We start from the raw sequence: 18,327 nt of genomic DNA, 5'->3' as shown, positions 1-18,327 counted from the left end.
TTAGTGCACGGAAAGGGACTACTGTCCGTGTAGTCCCCGAATTCCGTGGCTGACCCCTGCCTGATCCATCAGGCTGCGCATCATCCTGAGCACTTCATCCTTGCAGTCATCCCTGTAGCCCTGATCCATCGGGCAACTCCGAATCCGTGGAGTTCTCATCCGTGAGCCAACGTCCGTGCTGGCTTGTCATCCCTGACAGTGACCATTCTACGGAGGATGAAATTTCGCAAAATCGGACATCCGCCAGACGGTTTGTGCGAGATATCCCACAGAGCTGTGAGTTTTGCGGTGAACCCGAATTCATTGTTTTCAGGGCGTTTTTGCGGGCAATTTATTGCCTGAAAATCAGGGCGCTACCAGATGGTGCAGTGGGTTTTTTGTGGCTAGCACCAATCGAGGGCGGTGGGTTGGCCGAGGCACCGGATTGAGGCCTGAAACGGCGCACCAATTCATTGCAGATCCGGTTTGGACATGTTTTTTGTTATCTAACATACTGTTTTGTTTGTGCTTTTTTGGTTGTTGGAACGGCGGATGCAATTGGCTGTTTGCGTTTGACGACCCAAAACCAACGAAAAGGACGCACAACATGAGCATCAAAAAACACGTGAAACTGGGCCTCTCTGCATTGGCGCTGTCTGTCTCCCTCGGTTCTATCAATACCGCGGTTGCCGCCGAAGACCCCATCAAAGTCGGTATTCTCCATTCCCTGTCCGGCACCATGGCCATCAGTGAAACCGCACTGAAAGACACCATGCTGATGCTGATCGAAAAGCAGAACGAAGCCGGTGGCGTACTTGGCCGCCAGCTGGAGCCGGTGGTGGTTGATCCGGCTTCCAACTGGCCGCTGTTCGCGGAGAAAGCCCGTGAGCTGCTGGAGAAAGAAAAGGTCGACGTGATCTTCGGTAACTGGACCTCGGTGTCCCGTAAATCCGTTCTGCCGGTGGTAGAAGAACTGAACGGCCTGCTGTTCTACCCGGTTCAGTACGAAGGCGAGGAATCGTCTGAAAACGTGTTCTACACCGGTGCGGCCCCCAACCAGCAGGCGATTCCCGCGGTGGATTACCTGATGAACGACCTGGGTGTTGAGCGCTGGGTTCTGGCGGGCACGGATTACGTTTATCCGCGCACCACCAACAAGATTCTGGAAACCTATCTGAAAGACAAAGGCGTGGCCGCCGGCGACATCATGATCAACTACACGCCTTTCGGCCACTCTGACTGGCAGACCATCGTCTCTGACATCAAGAAGTTCGGCAGCGCCGGCAAGAAGACCGCCGTGGTTTCCACCATCAACGGCGACGCCAACGTGCCCTTCTACCGTGAACTGGGCAACCAGGGCATTTCCGCCACCGACATTCCCGTGGTTGCGTTCTCCGTGGGTGAACAGGAACTCTCCGGCATCGACACCGCTCCGCTGGTTGGCCACCTGGCTGCCTGGAACTACTTCATGAGCGTGGATAACGATGCCAACTACGACTTCATCGACGCCTGGGTTGCCTACAAGGGCGACGATGCCGCCGTGACCAACGACCCGATGGAAGCCCACTACATCGGTTTCAACATGTACGTTGAAGCGGTGAAGAAAGCCGGCACCACCGACGTGGATGAAGTGAAAGACGCCATCATCGGTGTGAGCGTACCGAACCTTACCGGCGGATACGCCACCATGATGCCGAACCATCACATCACCAAGCCGGTGCTGATTGGCGAGATCCAGGACAACGGCCAGTTCTCCGTGGTCTGGGAAACCCCGTCTACCGTGGCTGGCGATGCCTGGTCTGACTTCCTGCCAGGTTCCAAGGACCTGATCAGTGACTGGCGAGCGCCTCTGCGCTGCGGCAACTTCAACGTGGTCACCGGCAAGTGCGGTGGTGGCTCGGCTGACGTGGCCTCCAACTAAGCTCCAACCGGGCACAGCCGGGCAGGCCAGAGCCTGCCCGGCACCGCTCCCGAATTCCCAAGCCAACAGGAATGAATCATGAGCATTCACCGATTGCTCGCCAGGATGGTATTGGCTGTCTGTCTGGCCCTAGGGGCCACGCTGGCGAATGCCCAGGCGCAGACGAATGCGCCCGAAGCGCTGCTGAAACGGCTCGTAGAAGCCGGGCAAGCTGAAAAAACCGACTTACTCAAAGCCCTCTCCGAAACCGGTGATGAACGCGCCCGGGGTTGGCTGGAAGCCGTTCGCGACGGCAAACTCGCGATGATTGAAGACACCGGTGCCCTGGTAATTGTGGTTAACAACCGGGGCCGCAACTGGCAGATCGCCGACGCCCTGACCGGCGAAGACCTGGGTGAAATGTCGCGCCGGGATCTGCAAAGCCTGCGGGTGAACAACGCGCTGCGGGCCGACATCGAGGGCATCCTCTCGGTGATCGACCTGACTGTGGCCGACCCAGGCCAACGCCTCGATGCCGCGCGCAATCTGCTGGGCGAAGTGAATGAAGCGCTGGCCACCCAGCTCCAGGCCCGTTTGCAGGTGGAAGACAACGGCCAGGTGCGTGACATGCTCACCAATGCCTTGGCCATTTACCAGGTGGAGCAGGGCGATGTTGAGGCGGTAGCCACTTTGTCTGGCAGCCTGAACCCGACCGTGCGTGCCGCCCTGAATAATGCTGTGAACAGTGATGACCCCGCGCTGGCGGCGGCGGCCGAAAAAGCCCTGGCCAGCATTGAACAGAAGCTGAAACTCAACCGCGCTGCCGAGACCCTGTATTTTGGCCTGTCTCTCGGCTCGGTACTGGTGCTGGCCGCCATTGGCCTGGCCATCACGTTTGGTGTGATGGGCGTGATCAACATGGCCCATGGCGAGCTGATCATGCTCGGGGCCTACACCACCTGGGGCATGCAGCAGCTGTTCCCGGGCCAGCCCGGCCTGGCCCTGATCCTGTCCATCCCGGCCGGTTTCCTGGTGGCGGCGCTGGCGGGCATCGCCATTGAGCGCAGCGTGATCCAGTACCTGAAGGGCCGCCCGCTGGAAACCCTGCTGGCCACCTTCGGCATCAGCCTGATTCTTCAGCAACTGGTGCGTACCGTGATTTCCCCCCTCAACCGCACCGTGGTTACGCCCGAGTGGATGAGCGGCTCAATCATGGTGAATGAGGCGTTGTCGCTCACCCTGAACCGCCTGTACGTGATTGGCTTTGCCCTGGTGGTATTCGCCGGGCTGATGTTGATCATGCGCAAGACCCGCCTGGGTCTGGAAGTCCGTGCTGTTACCCAGAACCGGGCCATGGCCCGCTCCATGGGCATCAAAGCCACCAAAGTGGACATCATGACCTTCGCCCTGGGCTCCGGCGTGGCCGGGCTGGCGGGCGTGGCCCTGTCGCAGATCACCAACGTCGGCCCCAACCTGGGCCAGAACTACATCATCGATTCGTTCATGGTGGTGGTGTTCGGTGGTGTGGGCAATCTCTGGGGCACCCTCATTGCCGGGCTTTCCCTGGGCACCATCAACCAGCTGCTGGAACCCTGGGCGGGGGCGGTCCTCGCCAAAATCATGGTGCTGGTGCTGATCATCCTGTTCATTCAAAAACGCCCCCGGGGACTCTTTCCCCAGAAGGGCCGTGCAGCGGAGGGCTGAGTTATGGCGACATCACAAACCTGGCTGCTCCGGCCCTTTCAGGAGCGTTCCACCCAGCTTTTCCTCGGCGTGCTGTTCGCCGCGCTGGTGGTGGTTACCTTCCTGCACCTGTTTATGCCGGAAGACAGTGCCCTGCACGTAAGCGCTTACACCGTTACCCTGCTGGGCAAATACCTCTGTTACGCCCTGCTGGCGGTAGCGGTAGACCTGGTGTGGGGTTACCTGGGCATTCTCAGCCTGGGCCACGGCGCCTTCTTTGCCCTTGGCGGCTACGCCATGGGCATGTACCTGATGCGCCAGATTGGTGATCGCGGCGTGTATGGCGATCCTGTATTGCCAGACTTCATGGTGTTCCTGAACTGGCAGGAGCTGCCCTGGTACTGGCAAGGCTTCGACATGGCCTGGTTCGCCTTCATCATGGTGCTGCTGGCCCCGGGCCTGCTGGCGCTGGTGTTCGGCTTCCTGGCTTTCCGCTCCCGGGTAACCGGCGTGTACCTGTCCATCATCACCCAGGCTCTGACCTTTGCGTTGATGCTGGCGTTCTTCCGCAACGAGATGGGCTTCGGTGGCAACAACGGCCTGACCGACTTCAAAGACATCCTCGGCTTCGACCTGCGCAGCGATGCCACCCGGCTTGGCCTGTTCCTGGCAACCGGCATCGCGCTGGCAGTGGGCTATGTCGTGTGCCGTGCCATTGTGACCAGCAAGCTGGGCCGGGTCAGCGTGGCCTGCCGCGATGCCGAAGCCCGTACCCGGTTCCTTGGCTACCGGGTAGAGCGGGTGCAGCTGTTCGTGTTCGTGGTATCCGCCATGCTGGCGGGTGTGGCCGGCGCGTTGTACGTGCCCCAGGTGGGCATTATCAACCCCAGCGAATTCTCGCCGCTGTTCTCCATCGAAATCGTGGTGTGGGTTGCCCTCGGTGGCCGCGCCACCCTGTATGGCGCGGTTATCGGCGCCTTGCTGGTGAACTACGCCAAGACCGTGTTCACCGGCATCATGCCGGACGCCTGGCTGTTCGCCCTGGGCGCGCTGTTCGTGCTGGTGACGGTGTTCCTGCCCAAGGGCATTGCCGGGCTGTTGCAGAAACGCCGCCAGAAAGACGATGACCAACCCGGCGCTCAGGAGGCCACCGCATGAGCATCTTTGAACAACTTGCCAACCGGGACCAGGTGTTTGAGTTTCTCACCCCCGTGGCCTCGCCGGTTGACGTGCGCCACGGCCCGATCCTGTATATGGAAGACGTGAGCGTGAGCTTCGATGGCTTCAAGGCCATCAACAACCTCAACCTCACCATCGACGACGGCGAACTGCGCTGCATCATCGGCCCCAACGGGGCGGGTAAAACCACCATGATGGACATCATCACCGGTAAAACCCGGCCTGATACCGGCTCGGTGTGGTTCGGCAGCCGCCACAACCTGCTGCGCATGAACGAGCCGGACATTGCCACCCTGGGCATTGGCCGCAAGTTCCAGAAGCCCACCGTGTTCGAGGCTTTGAGTGTGTTCGAAAACCTCGAACTGGCCATGGCCGCCGACAAACGCATCCTGCCCACCCTGACTGCCATCATGACCGCGGAATACCGGGACCGGATTGACGAAATCCTGGAAATGATCGGCTTGCAGGCGCTGCGCGACAAGCCCGCCGGCATCCTTTCCCATGGCCAGAAACAGTGGCTGGAGATCGGCATGCTGCTGATGCAGAAACCCCGGCTGCTGCTGGTGGACGAGCCCGTGGCCGGCATGACCGAACAGGAAATGGAGCGAACCGCTGAACTGCTCACCAGTCTCGCGGGCAAACAGTCCGTGGTGGTGGTGGAACACGACATGGGCTTCGTGCGCTCCATCGCCCGCAAAGTCACCGTACTGCACCAGGGCGGCGTGCTGGCCGAAGGCACCATGGACCAGGTCTCCAACGACCCGGACGTGATCAAGGTGTATCTGGGGGAGGAGGCCTGATGCTCAAGATTGAAAAGCTCAACCAGTTCTACGGCGAAAGCCACACCCTCTGGGACCTGGAGCTGGACGTGCCCCAGGGCCAGTGTACCTGCGTGATGGGCCGCAACGGCGTGGGCAAGACCACGCTGATGAAATGCATCATGGGCGAGGAAACCGTGAAAAGCGGCTCCATCGAGTTTGCCCGGGATGTGGAACTCACCAAAAAGAAAATCGAAGACCGCTCCCGCCTGGGCATCGGCTACGTGCCCCAGGGCCGGCAGATCTTCCCGCTGCTGACCGTGGAGGAAAACCTGCGCACCGGTCTGGCGGTGCGGGCCGATGGCAGTAAGCAAATCCCCGAACGCATTTACGAGCTGTTCCCGGTGCTGAAAGAAATGAAACATCGCCGGGGCGGCGACCTCTCCGGCGGCCAGCAACAACAGCTGGCCATTGGCCGCGCGCTGGTGATTGAGCCGAGACTGCTGATCCTCGACGAGCCGGGGGAGGGCATCCAGCCCAACATCGTGGCCCAGATTGGCGAGGTGATTCGACGGTTGATTGAAGAAGACGGCCTGACCGTGCTGCTGGTGGAACAGAAACTGCCGTTCGCCCGCAAATACGCCGACCGCTTTGCCATCCTCGACCGGGGCCGGCGCGTGGCCGAAGGCGATATTGCCGGGCTGACCGATGAACTCATCAAACAGCACCTGACCGTATGACCGCCTACCAAGCCATCGACCGCCACGCCTCCGGCCACCGTTTCGACACCGAACGGCGCTGGGCGGCGGCCCTGGAACTGGGCTTTGAAGCCCGCGCCGAGAGCGAACCGACGCCGGTAACCCGGCTGGTGCGCCGGCGCCACCATGGTCCACTGCGGGTGCAGCGCCCCTTCTACCCGGAGGGCAAAACTGGCTGCTGCCATGTGTACCTGCTGCACCCCCCGGGTGGCCTGGTGAGCGGCGACGAACTGCGCATCGAAGCCTCTGTGGCCGAAGGTGGTCACGCGCTTCTGACCACCCCGGCCGCAGCGAAACTGTACAAGGCCGACAGCCATGGCGTGGCCTGGGGCCAGCACACCCGGTTGCAGGTAGCCAAAGACGCGATTCTGGAATACCTGCCCCAGGAAACCATCGCCTTCGACGGCTCCCGTGGTTTGCAAACCACCACCATTGAACTGGCAGCCGGCGCTCGCACCCTGGGCTGGGAAGTGCTCGCGCTGGGCCGCCCGGCCAGCGACCTGCCGTTTGCCACCGGCGAACTGGAACAGCGTTTCCATTTAAGCCTGGACGGCCAGCCGCTGTGGCTGGAGCGCCAGTTGCTGGACCCGAAACACCGCCGGTTCAACGGCCCCTGGGGCCAGGGCGGCGCCACTGTACAGGCCACCCTCTGGGCGGTCGGCCTGGGCGACGAAGCCGCCGCTATCGAGGTGCTGAGAGCACAGTTACCAGACCATAACCGCTGGGCCGTGACCCGGCGCCGGGGCGTGCTGCTCCTGCGCTACCTGGGCACCGAACGCAACGAAGCCTGGGCCCTGTGCGAACAGGCCTGGCACCTGCTGCGCCCCATGCTTGCCAGTGTAGCGGCCCACACACCCAGAATCTGGCTTACCTGACGCATAAGAGACAACGGAGTCATCCATGGAACTCACCCCCAGAGACAAAGACAAGCTGCTGCTGTTCACCGCCGCCCTGCTGGCCGAACGCCGCAAAGCCAAAGGCCTGAAACTGAACTACCCCGAAGCGGTGGCCCTGATCAGCGCCGAAATCATGGAAGGCGCCCGCGAAGGCCGCACCGTGGCCGAACTGATGAGCGCCGGCACCGAAATCCTCACCCGCGAAGACGTGATGGACGGCGTGGCTGACATGGTCCACGAAGTCCAGGTGGAAGCCACCTTCCCGGACGGAACGAAACTCGTGACGGTCCACAATCCCATCGTCTAAGGAGCAGACACATGATCCCCGGTGAATACCAACTCAAAGACGGCGACATCGAACTCTGCGCCGGCCGCGAACGCATCCAGCTGGACGTCGGCAACACCGGCGACCGCCCGGTGCAGATCGGCTCCCACTACCACTTCGCCGAAGCCAACCCCGCCCTGGACTTCGACCGCGCCAAGGCCCGCGGCTATCGCCTGGACGTGGCCGCCGGCACCGCCATTCGGTTCGAGCCCGGCCAGACCCGCTCTGTAACGCTGATTCCGTTTGCCGGAACGCGCGAAATCTATGGCTTCCGGGCGGAAGTGATGGGGCCGTTGGAGGACACAAAATGAAAATCAGCAGACAAGCCTACGCCGACATGTACGGCCCCACCGTGGGTGACCGAGTCCGCCTGGGAGACACCGAACTGTGGATTGAAGTGGAAGAAGACCACACCCACTACGGCGACGAAGTGAAATTCGGCGGCGGCAAAGTCATCCGCGACGGCATGGGCCAGAGCCAGCGCTGCGACGACGCCGTGATGGACACCGTGATCACCAACGCCCTCATCCTCGACTGGTGGGGCATCGTGAAGGCCGACGTGGGCATCCAGAAAGGCCGCATCGCCGCCATCGGCAAAGCCGGCAACCCGGACACCCAGCCAGACGTCACCATCGTCATCGGCCCCGGCACGGAAATCATCGCCGGGGAAGGTAAAATCCTCACCGCCGGCGGCATCGACCCCCACATTCACTTTATCTGCCCCCAGCAGGTAGAAGAAGCCCTGATGAGCGGTGTGACCACCATGCTCGGCGGCGGCACCGGCCCGGCCACTGGCACCAACGCCACCACCTGTACTCCGGGCCCCTGGCACATCGGCAAGATGCTGCAGGCCGTGGACAGCCTGCCCATGAACATCGGCTTTCTGGGCAAAGGCAACGCCAGCCTGCCGGAAGCGCTGGAGCTGCAGGTAAAAGCCGGCGTGATCGGCCTCAAACTGCACGAGGACTGGGGCACCACCCCGGCCAGCATAGACAACTGCCTGACCGTGGCCGACCAGTACGACATCCAGGTGGCCATTCACACCGACACCCTGAACGAATCCGGCTTTGTGGAAGACACCCTGGCCGCCTTCAAAGGCCGCTGCATTCACACCTTCCACACCGAAGGCGCCGGCGGTGGCCACGCTCCGGACATCATTACCGCCTGCTCCAAAGACTATGTACTGCCGTCGTCCACCAACCCGACCCGGCCCTACACCGTAAACACCATCGACGAACACCTGGACATGCTGATGGTGTGCCACCACCTGGACCCGAACATCCCGGAAGACGTGGCCTTCGCCGATTCCCGCATCCGCCGGGAAACCATCGCGGCGGAAGACATCCTGCACGACATGGGCGTGATCTCCATGATCTCCTCCGACTCCCAGGCCATGGGCCGGGTGGGCGAGGTAATCTGCCGAACCTGGCAAACCGCCCACAAGATGAAAGTGCAGCGCGGCCTGCTGCCGGAAGACCAGGAACGCGGCGCCGACAACTTCCGCGCCAAACGCTACATCGCCAAGTACACCATCAACTCCGCCATCACCCACGGCATTGCCCATGATGTGGGCTCGGTGGAAGTGGGCAAACTGGCGGATCTGGTGCTGTGGAGCCCGGCGTTTTTCGGCGTAAAGCCTGCCTGCATCCTCAAGGGCGGGATGATTGCCGCCGCCCCCATGGGCGACCCCAATGCCTCTATCCCCACACCGCAGCCGGTGCATTACCGCCCCATGTTCGGCGCCTTCGGCAAGGCGGCCAGTGCCACCCGCCTGACCTTCGTCAGCCAGGCCGCGCTGGACGCCAATATTGGTGAAGAACTGGGCCTGGACAGCCCGCTCTCCGCCTGCAAAGGCGTGCGGGACGTGCGCAAGCAGCACATGAAACTGAACGACGCCTGCCCGCACCTGACCGTAGACCCGCAAACCTACGAAGTGCACGCCGACGGCGAACTGCTCACCTGCGAGCCGGCCACCGAACTGCCCCTGGCCCAGCGCTATCACCTTTTTTAGTCAATACAGCTCAAGGCTGCTTAATCAACACAGCTCAAGGCTGTTCTGAGAGGAACGAACGGATGTTGGAACTGACTAAACGCATCACCCACGTAGACGCCAGCGAAATCCACGACAACCTGGTGCTGCCCTACGAACTGCGCATTCGCGGCCGCCTCCGGGCCACCACCGAAACCAACCTGGACGTGGGCCTGTTTCTGGACCGTGGCCCGGTGCTGAGAGACGGCGACCTGCTGGAAGCGAAATCCGGCGAGATCATCCGCATTCGCGCCGCGGAAGAGCCGGTGGTCACCGCCCGCGTAGAAACCGGCCTGCCGCTGGCCCGCTTGTGTTACCACCTGGGCAACCGCCACGTCACCCTCGCGATTGGTGAAGACGAGCAGGGCGCCTTCGTGCGCTTCCCGCCCGACCACGTACTGGAAGAACTGGCCGAACGCCTGGGCGCCACCGTGGTGCACCACACCGCCACCTTCGACCCGGAACCCGGAGCCTACAACCAGGCCGGCCAGGGCCATTCGCACGGTCATAGCCATGGCCATTCCCACGGGCACTCGCACGGTGAAAGCCATGACCACACTCACGCTGCTGGACATACCCATGCTCACGGCCACAAACACACCCACTGAGCCGGCAGCCATGGCAGGTGAGGGCGAACCCGGCGGCGACCTGGCCCTGCTGGGGCTGATGCAGCTGGTCAGCCCGGCGTTGCCCATCGGTGCCTTTGCCTGGTCTCAGGGCCTGGAAAGCGCCTTTGAGCTGGGCTGGGTGAACAACGAAGCGGAACTGGCCCAGTGGATTGAAGGCGTGCTGGAAGACGGCCTCAGCCGGTGCGAGTTGCCATTACTGGCCCGGCTGCAAACCGCCTGGGCGAACGACGACGGCGCCACCATCGCGCACTGGAACCAGTGGCTGCACGCCACCCGGGAAACCGCCGAACTGAGCGACGAAGACACCCGCCTGGGCGGCGCCCTGAAAACCCTGTTGGGCAATCTCAACCTGTTGCCGCAGCAAACCCTGATTCCGGCCGAGCCCGGCTACATCACCCTGTTTGCCTGGGCCGCCCAGGTACGCCGGGTGCCGGTGCGGCAAACCCTGCTCGGCTTTGCCTGGGCCTGGCTGGAAAACCAGCTGGCGGTGGCCTGCAAAGCCTTGCCCCTGGGCCACACCGCCGCCCAACGGATTATCGAACAACTGCGCCCGGCGCTGGTGACCGCCAGCGACCAGGCGCTGGCACGGCAAGACCACGAACTCGGGCCCATCCTGCCGGGCCTCGCGCTCGGCAGTGCCCTGCATGAAACCCAGTATTCACGGCTTTTCAGAAGCTGAATAAAAACATCAAGGAGATACAGCCATGACACATTGTCTGAGAGTAGGCGTAGGCGGCCCGGTCGGGTCTGGTAAAACCGCATTGCTGCGCCAGCTATGCACCGCCCTGCGGGACCACTACGACATCGCCGTGGTTACCAACGACATCTACACCCGGGAAGACGCAGACTTCCTGCTGCGCCACGAAGCCCTGGCCGCAGACCGCATCCTGGGCGTGGAAACCGGCGGCTGCCCGCATACCGCCATTCGCGAGGATGCCTCCATGAACCTGGCCGCCATCGACGACCTGCAAAGCCGCCACCCGGGCCTGGAGCTGGTGTTGGTGGAATCCGGCGGCGACAACCTTTCCGCCACCTTCAGCCCGGAACTGAGCGACCTCACCCTGTACGTGATCGACGTGTCCGCCGGCGACAAGATCCCCCGCAAAGGCGGCCCCGGCATCACCAAATCCGACCTGCTGATCATCAACAAGATCGATATTGCCGAACAGGTACACGCCTCCCTGGACGTAATGGAACGGGACAGCAAAAAAATGCGCGGCGAACGCCCCTTCGTGTTCACCAACCTGTACGACGGGGTAGGGCTGGACACCATCATCAGCTTCATTCTGGAGCGCGGCATGCTGCCGGAAAGGCGTCCCGAAAAACTGGCCGAAATGGCCTGAGCAAACGAACCAATACGATTACAGAACCACCAGGAGCAACACCATGAAACTGACTTCAAAACTTCTCGCCACCGCCGCGCTGCTGACCGCCTCCGCCACCGCCATGGCTCACCCCAGCCACACCGAAGGCGGCTTCACCAGCGGCCTGCTGCACCCCATGCTGGGCCTGGACCACCTGCTGGCCATGGCCGCCATCGGCTTCTGGAGCGTGCGCCAGAGCAAACTCATGAAAAACGCCACCCCCGCCTTCGTGATCGGTGGCATGGTATTCGGCGCCGCCCTGGCCTGGGGCGGCCTGAGCCTGCCTGGTGTGGAAACCGGCATCACCTTCTCGGTACTGGTGGCGGGCATCCTCATCGCCACCCTGGCCAAACTGCCCACCGCCGTGGGTGGCACTCTGGTTGGTGCCTTCATGCTCTTCCACGGATTCGCCCATGGTGCGGAAATGCCGGAAGGTACTACGCTGGCGGCCTACCTGGCAGGATTCTCCATTGCCACGCTGGCCATCACGCTGGTTGGGCGTGGGCTGGGTAGTTTGATGATGAAGGCGGATAGCCGGTTTAGTCGGGGGATTGGGGGAGTGCTGGCTGTGGTGGGAGCGTACCTGGCGGCTGCCTAATTCCGTAGTCTTTTGAGAAACGAAAAAGCCGCCCGGGAAACCGCGCGGCTTTTTCAGTATATGGTTTACAAAATTTGACCTTGACGGTATGGGAAGTTTACTGAAGAGTAGGTTAGTGTGTAGTTATAAGAAACGGATTGGCAGCTGTTAAGGAAAACCGATGGACTTCGGCCAGCTATTCAACACCCTCCTGAACTCTCTACCGAATCAAGTCTGGTATTTCGTACCGCTGTTCATCCTGTTACCCATTCTGAGAACACCCTGGTTCAAAGGCAAAGCCGGCGAAGCCATGGTAAATCTCGCCGCAAAGCTGTTTCTCGATAAAACCCGCTACCACCTAATAAAAAACGTCACCTTGCCCACGGAAGACGGCACCACTCAGATCGATCACATCATTGTGTCCCGGTATGGCGTGTTTGTGGTGGAAACCAAGAACATGAAGGGGTGGATTTTCGGTAACGCCAAACAGCGGTATTGGACGCAGAAGATCTTCAAGCACTCGCAGAAATTCCAGAACCCGCTGCATCAAAACTACAAACACGTTAAGACACTGCAAAGCCTGTTGGGCCTGAGTGATGAGCAGGTGTTTTCGGTAGTGGTCTTTGTGGGGGATTCCACATTCAAAACGCCCATGCCGGAGAACGTGACCCACGGTGGTGGGTATGTCCGCTTTATCAAAGCCCAAACCGAGCAGCGACTGTCGGATGCTGAGGTTCAGAAGGTGATTGAAGCCATTGAATCCGGGCGGCTGGCAGCTACGTTCAGAAATCACCGGCAGCACGTGGCGCATGTGAAGGAGATCGTGGCCAAGAAAGAAAGTGTGCCACGGTGCCCGAAGTGCCAGGGTGAGATGGTAAAGCGCACGGTGAAGCGCGGAGAGAATATTGGGAAGGAGTTTTTTGGGTGTAAGATTTTCCCAAAATGTCGGGGCTTTGTTGAGGCGCAGTTATTGTAATAGCGAAGCGATCTATCTAATCGCAATTCGGCCAATGTTGGCTGACAAAGAAGCGAAGGAATCCCGTGTTTTCAATATTTTGCAGAAAAATAGATCTGTCCCGGCTTTCCTACTGTTCACGCTGCATGCAACTATCGTCTGAGCCATTTTTTTGCCGTTGCTGCCAGTTCATTACGATCTTGCCCAAGTTTGCATAAGGAGGAAAAGATGGCCGAAAAAATAAAGAACGTCTTTGTAAGTCATCATCACAAGGACGATTCCAGTGTTGATGGGTTGACCGGAATGTTGCGTGGAAAAAATTATAGATTGAGGAATAGCTCTATTCGAGTAAAGCCAGAAAACGAAGAACGAATTGATAAAAAGAAGGTAAGTGATCGGACGATCCAGAGGCTTTTGCGAATGAAAATGCGCTGGGCAAGCCAAGTTATAGTAGTGATTGGTAAAGAAACGCATCAGCGCTCTTGGGTAAATTGGGAAATTGAGGCCGCTCATAAACTCGGAAAGCCCATCATTGGTGTGTATGAAAGAGGGCTTAGAGATCAAGTAGAGATACCGGAAAACTTAGAAAAGCATGCGACTTCCATAGTGGGCTGGACCTCTGATTCCGTAATACAGGCATTAGAGGGAAAAGTGCGGTTCCAAAAACCCGATGGAAGCCCCCGTCCTAAGAATAGTGGGGGTAGTATCCAATGCTGATCGAACCCAATACCCATCTTTTTTTGTATGTTGTAGCAAGAGATTTCGGTTTTGCTCCAAATCCTTTCCATGGGATATGCACTCTCGCAACTTGCAAGCCTGGAATCCGAAAGTCTGCAAAGGTTGGTGATTGGATTCTCGGAGTTGGAGGTAAGGAACTAGGGGGCGCGCACAAGAAGTGTATTTTTCTGATGAAAGTAACAGAAAAAATCGGGTTTGAGGACTACTGGCGTGACGAACGATTTGGTCTCAAAAAGCCGATTAGAAACGGCAGTAACGTAATGATGCTCGGTGATAATATATACCATCGAGACGAAACAGGCGATTGGATTCAGGAGGATTCCCACCATAGCAATTCGGACGGATCACCTAATACTCACAATCTACAGAGGGATACGGGCAATACAGACCAAGTGTTAATTTCTGAGTATTTCCTATATTTCGGTTCGGGTGCAGTGTCGGTTGATCTAGATTCAGTGAGCTATAAAAATGGTTTGGGTTTCAAGAAGTTAAAATTGGAAGGTCGGTTACGCGGTACTGATCTGATAGAGTCGCTCGTGAATCGCTATCGTTGTGATTTGAACACGATCATTTCGGACCCTTGCCAGTTTTCAGTGTCGCATCAGCGAGTCGATCAACGTTCTGGGAAAATTTCATGAGTGACGCCGAGAATCAAAGCAAAGAATATTTACCGCCATTAACTGTATCTTTTGTTTGGTGTCCGTCAGATCAAGAACGAGTTAATCCAATCCTAAATGCCTTGCGATCAGTTCTGACTCGGGATGTTCACAGACCTTTTTCCAGAGGTCTGAACATCCCATTTTTCCTATTTAGTTCATTGGGTGTCTATGAAACTCCAATTGACAAGCCGAGACATTCAGCGGATCGGAACTTAATTTTTGTTTTTACAAGTGTCAATACCTTGGGGCATAAAATTTGGAAAGACTATGTTGAGTCATTGCCAAACGACAAGCGGAATGCTTTGATTCCTGTGGCATTAGATAAGTATGGTCTTGGTCATGCTGGTTCTCTTCATGGGATTAACTGTATTCGTAGTTATGAATGGCCTGAAGAATATCTTGATTTATATTCAATTATATATTTGTCCCATGAGATTAATAGGTTTGGATTAGTTAAAACCGACGAAGAATATGAGCGGGCAGGCTCGCACAGCTCAATTACTATTTTTTTAAGTCATGCAAAGGCTGGAGACACAGGCCGAGTCTATTCTGAGAAGATAAAAAAATTTATTGATAACACAAACATGAATAGATTCTTCGACGCAAATGAAATTGCGCCGGGCTACATGTTTGAAGAAGAAATCAAAGATAACGTGAATAGGTCCACTTTGGTCGCTATAGAAAGTGACCTATACTCTTCCCGATACTGGTGCCAACGTGAAATTCTTATAGCAAAAGAACTTGATCGCCCGGTTATTGTTGTTAATTGTCTAGAGGATTTCGAAGATCGAATTTTTCCTGCTGCTTCGAACGTGCCGTGCGTTCATATTACGCCGTCGCCTGAAATTTCCGACAAAGATGTGTTGAGAATACTCTCCTCTGCGATCATAGAGTCAGTGAGATTTGGGTACTCGAGTAAAAGCTTGGAAGCGTATAAGGATGCAGGTTGGTTAGATGCTGATTGCGCACTATCTGCTAGGCCTCCAGAACTTCGACAAGTGCTTAAACTCCAGAAGCGGGGCGTATCGAAAATATGTTACCCAGAACCTCCCATTTATTCCGAAGAAGGAGATTGGCACCAGTATCTAGGAGTGACTGCTTACACGCCTCTTTGGACCGAGGATGAGGAGGATTGCCTTGCAGGGCAAGCGATAGGCCTTTCGATATCTGAGTTCAAAAATGAAGGCTACGCCTACGAGCACATTCCTGAAGAAGCTTTAGTTCGACTTTCTCAAGACTTAGCTCGTCATCTAATGGCGCGTTCCGCAATTTTGCACTACGGTGGGGACCTGCGCCCAGGTGGCTTTACAGAATTTATACTTGACGAAGCTCGAATCCTTAATAGCAGGGTTGGCTCGTCAAGAGTGCGCTTGGTGAATCATCTCGCATGGCCACTGCATATTGAAGGCCCTAAGGTTGTATCTTGGAGAGCTAGTTATCACGATGTGATGCAAACCGTAGAACACGATATACCCCCTCCAATCAATGAAACATTAGACGATAAGGTTTTTATCCCGCCAACTTCAGCGCGAAACTTATATGTGTGGGCCAGATGCCTCACCAAAATGAGACGAGAATCTATCGGGTCTTCGACCGTGAGAGTATGTGTAGGCGGTCGAAGATCTGGCTACAAAGGTCAGATGCCAGGCGTACTAGAGGAAATAATGTTTTCGATAGAGATGAAAAAGCCTATTTTCCTATTGGGCGGTTTCGGCGGTATTGCGTCAGATGTTTGTAGTGTGATTCGTGGTGAATCCATCCCCGATTCATTGACTGAAAATTGGCAGATAGCCCACAACGATGGGTATATTGATGTTCAGGCAATTTCAAAGAACGACGGGGTCGACACAAATTTCTCAGCCATTGTGGGCCAACTAGAAAGACTTTCTGTTAGCGAACTAGCGGGTCCTTGCGGGTTAGATGAATCCGAATATTTGAGGCTGATGATGTCCCCATTTATCGACGAATGCGTGCGCCTCATAATTCTGGGTCTCCGAAGGATCCAAGACGCCTCATAAGTACAGCTCTAAAGGAGATAGATAGAATGGTTGAGGCTAGGTCCGACTTGTTCTGCAAAAGCTCTGGTTCTGTTTCTTTAGAAGAGTACCAAGCGTTGATTAAGGAAACCGATCGCTTCCATGACGATTCCTTTACTCCAATCATTTTTGGCCTTTTTGGTGAAGTCGGAAGCATAATGTCGGCTTCGAAGAAATATCAGCGTGAAACAAAAGCTTACATAGGTTACAAAGAGGCGGTAGAGGAGGAGTTTGGGGATGCCCTCTGGTATTACACCGCGCTTTGTCGGCGCCTGTCAGAAAGTATATCTGAACTGTTTTATGCCGCAGTCGACGATCAGTCATCTGGGGTAATTGCAGCTTGTGATCATGAGAACGCGCCCTTATCTCAGCTCATGACGGCAAAGTATTTGGAGAATCTGGACTGTTCCCTCCTCAGCCTTGGTGCTGTAACAGCCGAAATGCTAAAGATCGACGACTTTAAAAAAATTAAGAAAGAAACACTCGTTGATTTCGCCCGCGTTTATCTTCAGGCCCTTCAATCTACTGACCTTTCATTCGCAAGAATAATAAAAGGGAACGTACGGAAGGCATTTGGTCGCTTTTCAAATCCTCGGATTGACGATTTGCCGGATTTTGATCTGGAGTTCCCTGAAGAGGAGCAGCTTCCCAGAAAATTCGAAATTGAGATAACAGAGAGAAAAAACGGCCGATCCTACATGCGTTGGAACGGTGTTTTTATCGGATCCTCTCTCGCTGATAATATCAAAGATCCTGATGGTTATAGATTTCACGATGTTTTTCATTTTGCGCATGCAGCGATTCTACATTGGTCGCCTACGTTTAGAGCCTTAATTAAACAGAAGCGAAAAAGTAATCCATTGTTCGATGAAACTCAAGACAGTGGGCGAGCAATTGTTGTTGAAGAAGGGCTTACAGCTTGGATTTTTTCTTACGCAAAAGATGTCGATTATTTTAATGGGCATGACAGTATATCCTTCGATGTACTGAAAACCATCGAAAAATTTATTCGAGGATATGAAGTTGAAAAATGTCCTCTAAAGCTTTGGGAAAATGCAATTCTCCAGGCTTACGATGTTTTTAGAAAAATTAAAGAGAATAACGGTGGCATTGTTATCGGTGACAGAGATTCGCGGACTTTAACTTTCAGGTCAATCGGAGGAAAAAATGACGATTAGCAGCTTTGTCGAGGATTTGAGTTCGCTAAGGTTAGAAAACGTTTTCAACCCCTACTCAGAGCGCTGCGAGATATACGATTACGCTGAATCCCCTAGAAATCGACGAAATTTGTTAAAAAATCTGCTTGTCGCAGCCAGCGAAGTTGATGTCGACTCAATGTGGATTGGAAGGGATTTGGGCTACCGAGGGGGGCGTCGTACAGGTTTGGCCTTAACAGATGATGTTCACCTATCAGACCACGCTAGGAGATGGGATGTCGATTGTAGAAAATTCACTAAAGGCACTGCGGTCCCGGAACGAACAGCCGCTGTAATTTGGAGCGCAGTGCGTCAGATATCTTTGCCAATATTTTTTTGGAATGTTTTTCCTTTTCACCCTTTCGAATCCGGAAAGCCTTTTAGCAATCGTGCTCATAATTCTTATGAGCGGAAAATTGGTGAAGAGATATTGGATGAGGTGATATCAATCGTCAAACCTAGAAGGCTCATTGCAATAGGTAATGACGCTGAGAAATCAGCACGCCGTTTGAGCGATACGCTTACGCATGTAAAAGTTCGACACCCAAGTTACGGTGGGCAGAATATTTTCCTCGATCAAATTAGATCGCTTTACGGTATAGATGAAGGCGCTGGTCAATTATATGGCTGAAACCAAAAAAATACTGTATTTTCATCTATCGCTAG

At 56.3% G+C, this 18,327-nt stretch carries 19 protein-coding genes; all 19 read left to right on the top strand.

Features of this window, described 5'->3' with window-relative positions; genetic code table 11:
- The first annotated feature begins 586 nt into the window (after positions 1-586).
- The gene (urtA, locus tag Q674_RS27995; RefSeq protein WP_023008526.1) at positions 587-1,900 is read left to right on the top strand and encodes an urea ABC transporter substrate-binding protein; all 1,314 of its coding nucleotides are present in this window, start codon (positions 587-589) and stop codon (positions 1,898-1,900) included.
- A gap of 78 nt (positions 1,901-1,978) precedes the next feature.
- A complete protein-coding gene (gene urtB, locus Q674_RS27990; protein ID WP_023008525.1) occupies positions 1,979-3,583 on the top strand; it encodes an urea ABC transporter permease subunit UrtB in 1,605 nt (534 codons plus the stop codon).
- A gap of 3 nt (positions 3,584-3,586) precedes the next feature.
- Positions 3,587-4,720 (top strand): urea ABC transporter permease subunit UrtC, encoded by a 1,134-nt coding sequence (urtC, locus tag Q674_RS27985; RefSeq protein ID WP_023008524.1) that lies wholly within the window; start codon positions 3,587-3,589, stop codon positions 4,718-4,720.
- The gene (gene urtD, locus Q674_RS27980) at positions 4,717-5,541 is read left to right on the top strand and encodes an urea ABC transporter ATP-binding protein UrtD (protein ID WP_023008523.1); all 825 of its coding nucleotides are present in this window, start codon (positions 4,717-4,719) and stop codon (positions 5,539-5,541) included. Before urtC ends, urtD begins: the two co-directional genes overlap by 4 nt.
- Positions 5,541-6,239 carry an urea ABC transporter ATP-binding subunit UrtE gene (gene urtE, locus Q674_RS27975; protein WP_011786439.1) on the top strand — a complete coding sequence of 233 codons (699 nt, stop codon included), beginning with the start codon at positions 5,541-5,543 and terminating at the stop codon, positions 6,237-6,239. Before urtD ends, urtE begins: the two co-directional genes overlap by 1 nt.
- Positions 6,236-7,132: an urease accessory protein UreD gene (locus Q674_RS27970; RefSeq protein ID WP_023008522.1), complete on the top strand. Its 897-nt coding sequence runs from the start codon at positions 6,236-6,238 to the stop codon at positions 7,130-7,132. Before urtE ends, Q674_RS27970 begins: the two co-directional genes overlap by 4 nt.
- A 25-nt stretch (positions 7,133-7,157) precedes the next feature.
- Positions 7,158-7,460 carry an urease subunit gamma gene (gene ureA, locus Q674_RS27965; protein WP_022992779.1) on the top strand — a complete coding sequence of 101 codons (303 nt, stop codon included), beginning with the start codon at positions 7,158-7,160 and terminating at the stop codon, positions 7,458-7,460.
- A gap of 11 nt (positions 7,461-7,471) precedes the next feature.
- Positions 7,472-7,789: an urease subunit beta gene (locus Q674_RS27960; RefSeq protein WP_014422375.1), complete on the top strand. Its 318-nt coding sequence runs from the start codon at positions 7,472-7,474 to the stop codon at positions 7,787-7,789.
- Positions 7,786-9,489 (top strand): urease subunit alpha, encoded by a 1,704-nt coding sequence (ureC, locus tag Q674_RS27955; protein WP_014422374.1) that lies wholly within the window; start codon positions 7,786-7,788, stop codon positions 9,487-9,489. The genes Q674_RS27960 and ureC overlap by 4 nt, the downstream gene beginning before the upstream one ends.
- A gap of 62 nt (positions 9,490-9,551) precedes the next feature.
- Positions 9,552-10,115: an urease accessory protein UreE gene (gene ureE / locus Q674_RS27950; RefSeq protein ID WP_023008521.1), complete on the top strand. Its 564-nt coding sequence runs from the start codon at positions 9,552-9,554 to the stop codon at positions 10,113-10,115.
- Entirely contained in the window at positions 10,087-10,815 is a 729-nt protein-coding gene (locus Q674_RS27945; RefSeq protein WP_036199151.1) for an urease accessory UreF family protein, read from the top strand. Before ureE ends, Q674_RS27945 begins: the two co-directional genes overlap by 29 nt.
- Before the next feature lie 25 nt (positions 10,816-10,840).
- Positions 10,841-11,479, top strand: a complete 639-nt coding sequence (ureG, locus tag Q674_RS27940; protein ID WP_011786432.1) for an urease accessory protein UreG — start codon at positions 10,841-10,843, stop codon at positions 11,477-11,479.
- Between the two features lie 43 nt (positions 11,480-11,522).
- A complete protein-coding gene (locus tag Q674_RS27935) occupies positions 11,523-12,098 on the top strand; it encodes a HupE/UreJ family protein (RefSeq protein WP_023008519.1) in 576 nt (191 codons plus the stop codon).
- A 160-nt stretch (positions 12,099-12,258) separates the two neighbouring features.
- Complete coding sequence (locus tag Q674_RS27930; protein WP_023008518.1) at positions 12,259-13,053, top strand: nuclease-related domain-containing protein; 795 nt, start codon at positions 12,259-12,261, stop codon at positions 13,051-13,053.
- Positions 13,054-13,260: 207 nt separating this feature from the next.
- Entirely contained in the window at positions 13,261-13,749 is a 489-nt protein-coding gene (locus tag Q674_RS27925) for a TIR domain-containing protein (RefSeq protein ID WP_023008517.1), read from the top strand.
- Entirely contained in the window at positions 13,743-14,408 is a 666-nt protein-coding gene (locus Q674_RS27920) for a hypothetical protein (protein WP_023008516.1), read from the top strand. Before Q674_RS27925 ends, Q674_RS27920 begins: the two co-directional genes overlap by 7 nt.
- Complete coding sequence (locus Q674_RS0120700) at positions 14,405-16,447, top strand: TIR domain-containing protein (RefSeq protein ID WP_031209992.1); 2,043 nt, start codon at positions 14,405-14,407, stop codon at positions 16,445-16,447. The genes Q674_RS27920 and Q674_RS0120700 overlap by 4 nt, the downstream gene beginning before the upstream one ends.
- A gap of 26 nt (positions 16,448-16,473) precedes the next feature.
- Positions 16,474-17,643, top strand: a complete 1,170-nt coding sequence (locus tag Q674_RS27915) for a nucleoside triphosphate pyrophosphohydrolase family protein (protein WP_023008514.1) — start codon at positions 16,474-16,476, stop codon at positions 17,641-17,643.
- Positions 17,633-18,292: a uracil-DNA glycosylase gene (locus Q674_RS40855; RefSeq protein WP_081698926.1), complete on the top strand. Its 660-nt coding sequence runs from the start codon at positions 17,633-17,635 to the stop codon at positions 18,290-18,292. The genes Q674_RS27915 and Q674_RS40855 overlap by 11 nt, the downstream gene beginning before the upstream one ends.
- Positions 18,293-18,327 lie beyond the last annotated feature (35 nt).

Origin of the sequence: Marinobacter sp. EVN1 (assembly GCF_000475375.1) — a bacterium.
In the GTDB taxonomy this organism is placed as follows: domain Bacteria; phylum Pseudomonadota; class Gammaproteobacteria; order Pseudomonadales; family Oleiphilaceae; genus Marinobacter; species Marinobacter nauticus.
The sequence above is the reverse complement of the archived record's forward strand: the minus strand, read 5'-3'. Positions and strand labels throughout refer to the sequence as shown.

Coding starts and splice junctions, on each gene's coding strand:
- Q674_RS27935 (WP_023008519.1), top strand. CDS start 11,523: ATGAAACTGACTTCAAAACTTCTCGCCACCGCCGCGCTGCTGACCGCC.
- ureC (WP_014422374.1), top strand. CDS start 7,786: ATGAAAATCAGCAGACAAGCCTACGCCGACATGTACGGCCCCACCGTG.
- ureG (WP_011786432.1), top strand. CDS start 10,841: ATGACACATTGTCTGAGAGTAGGCGTAGGCGGCCCGGTCGGGTCTGGT.
- Q674_RS27925 (WP_023008517.1), top strand. CDS start 13,261: ATGGCCGAAAAAATAAAGAACGTCTTTGTAAGTCATCATCACAAGGAC.
- Q674_RS27945 (WP_036199151.1), top strand. CDS start 10,087: ATGCTCACGGCCACAAACACACCCACTGAGCCGGCAGCCATGGCAGGT.
- urtC (WP_023008524.1), top strand. CDS start 3,587: ATGGCGACATCACAAACCTGGCTGCTCCGGCCCTTTCAGGAGCGTTCC.
- Q674_RS27930 (WP_023008518.1), top strand. CDS start 12,259: ATGGACTTCGGCCAGCTATTCAACACCCTCCTGAACTCTCTACCGAAT.
- urtD (WP_023008523.1), top strand. CDS start 4,717: ATGAGCATCTTTGAACAACTTGCCAACCGGGACCAGGTGTTTGAGTTT.
- urtB (WP_023008525.1), top strand. CDS start 1,979: ATGAGCATTCACCGATTGCTCGCCAGGATGGTATTGGCTGTCTGTCTG.
- ureA (WP_022992779.1), top strand. CDS start 7,158: ATGGAACTCACCCCCAGAGACAAAGACAAGCTGCTGCTGTTCACCGCC.
- Q674_RS0120700 (WP_031209992.1), top strand. CDS start 14,405: ATGAGTGACGCCGAGAATCAAAGCAAAGAATATTTACCGCCATTAACT.
- Q674_RS27915 (WP_023008514.1), top strand. CDS start 16,474: ATGGTTGAGGCTAGGTCCGACTTGTTCTGCAAAAGCTCTGGTTCTGTT.
- Q674_RS27920 (WP_023008516.1), top strand. CDS start 13,743: ATGCTGATCGAACCCAATACCCATCTTTTTTTGTATGTTGTAGCAAGA.
- Q674_RS40855 (WP_081698926.1), top strand. CDS start 17,633: ATGACGATTAGCAGCTTTGTCGAGGATTTGAGTTCGCTAAGGTTAGAA.
- Q674_RS27970 (WP_023008522.1), top strand. CDS start 6,236: ATGACCGCCTACCAAGCCATCGACCGCCACGCCTCCGGCCACCGTTTC.
- urtE (WP_011786439.1), top strand. CDS start 5,541: ATGCTCAAGATTGAAAAGCTCAACCAGTTCTACGGCGAAAGCCACACC.
- Q674_RS27960 (WP_014422375.1), top strand. CDS start 7,472: ATGATCCCCGGTGAATACCAACTCAAAGACGGCGACATCGAACTCTGC.
- urtA (WP_023008526.1), top strand. CDS start 587: ATGAGCATCAAAAAACACGTGAAACTGGGCCTCTCTGCATTGGCGCTG.
- ureE (WP_023008521.1), top strand. CDS start 9,552: ATGTTGGAACTGACTAAACGCATCACCCACGTAGACGCCAGCGAAATC.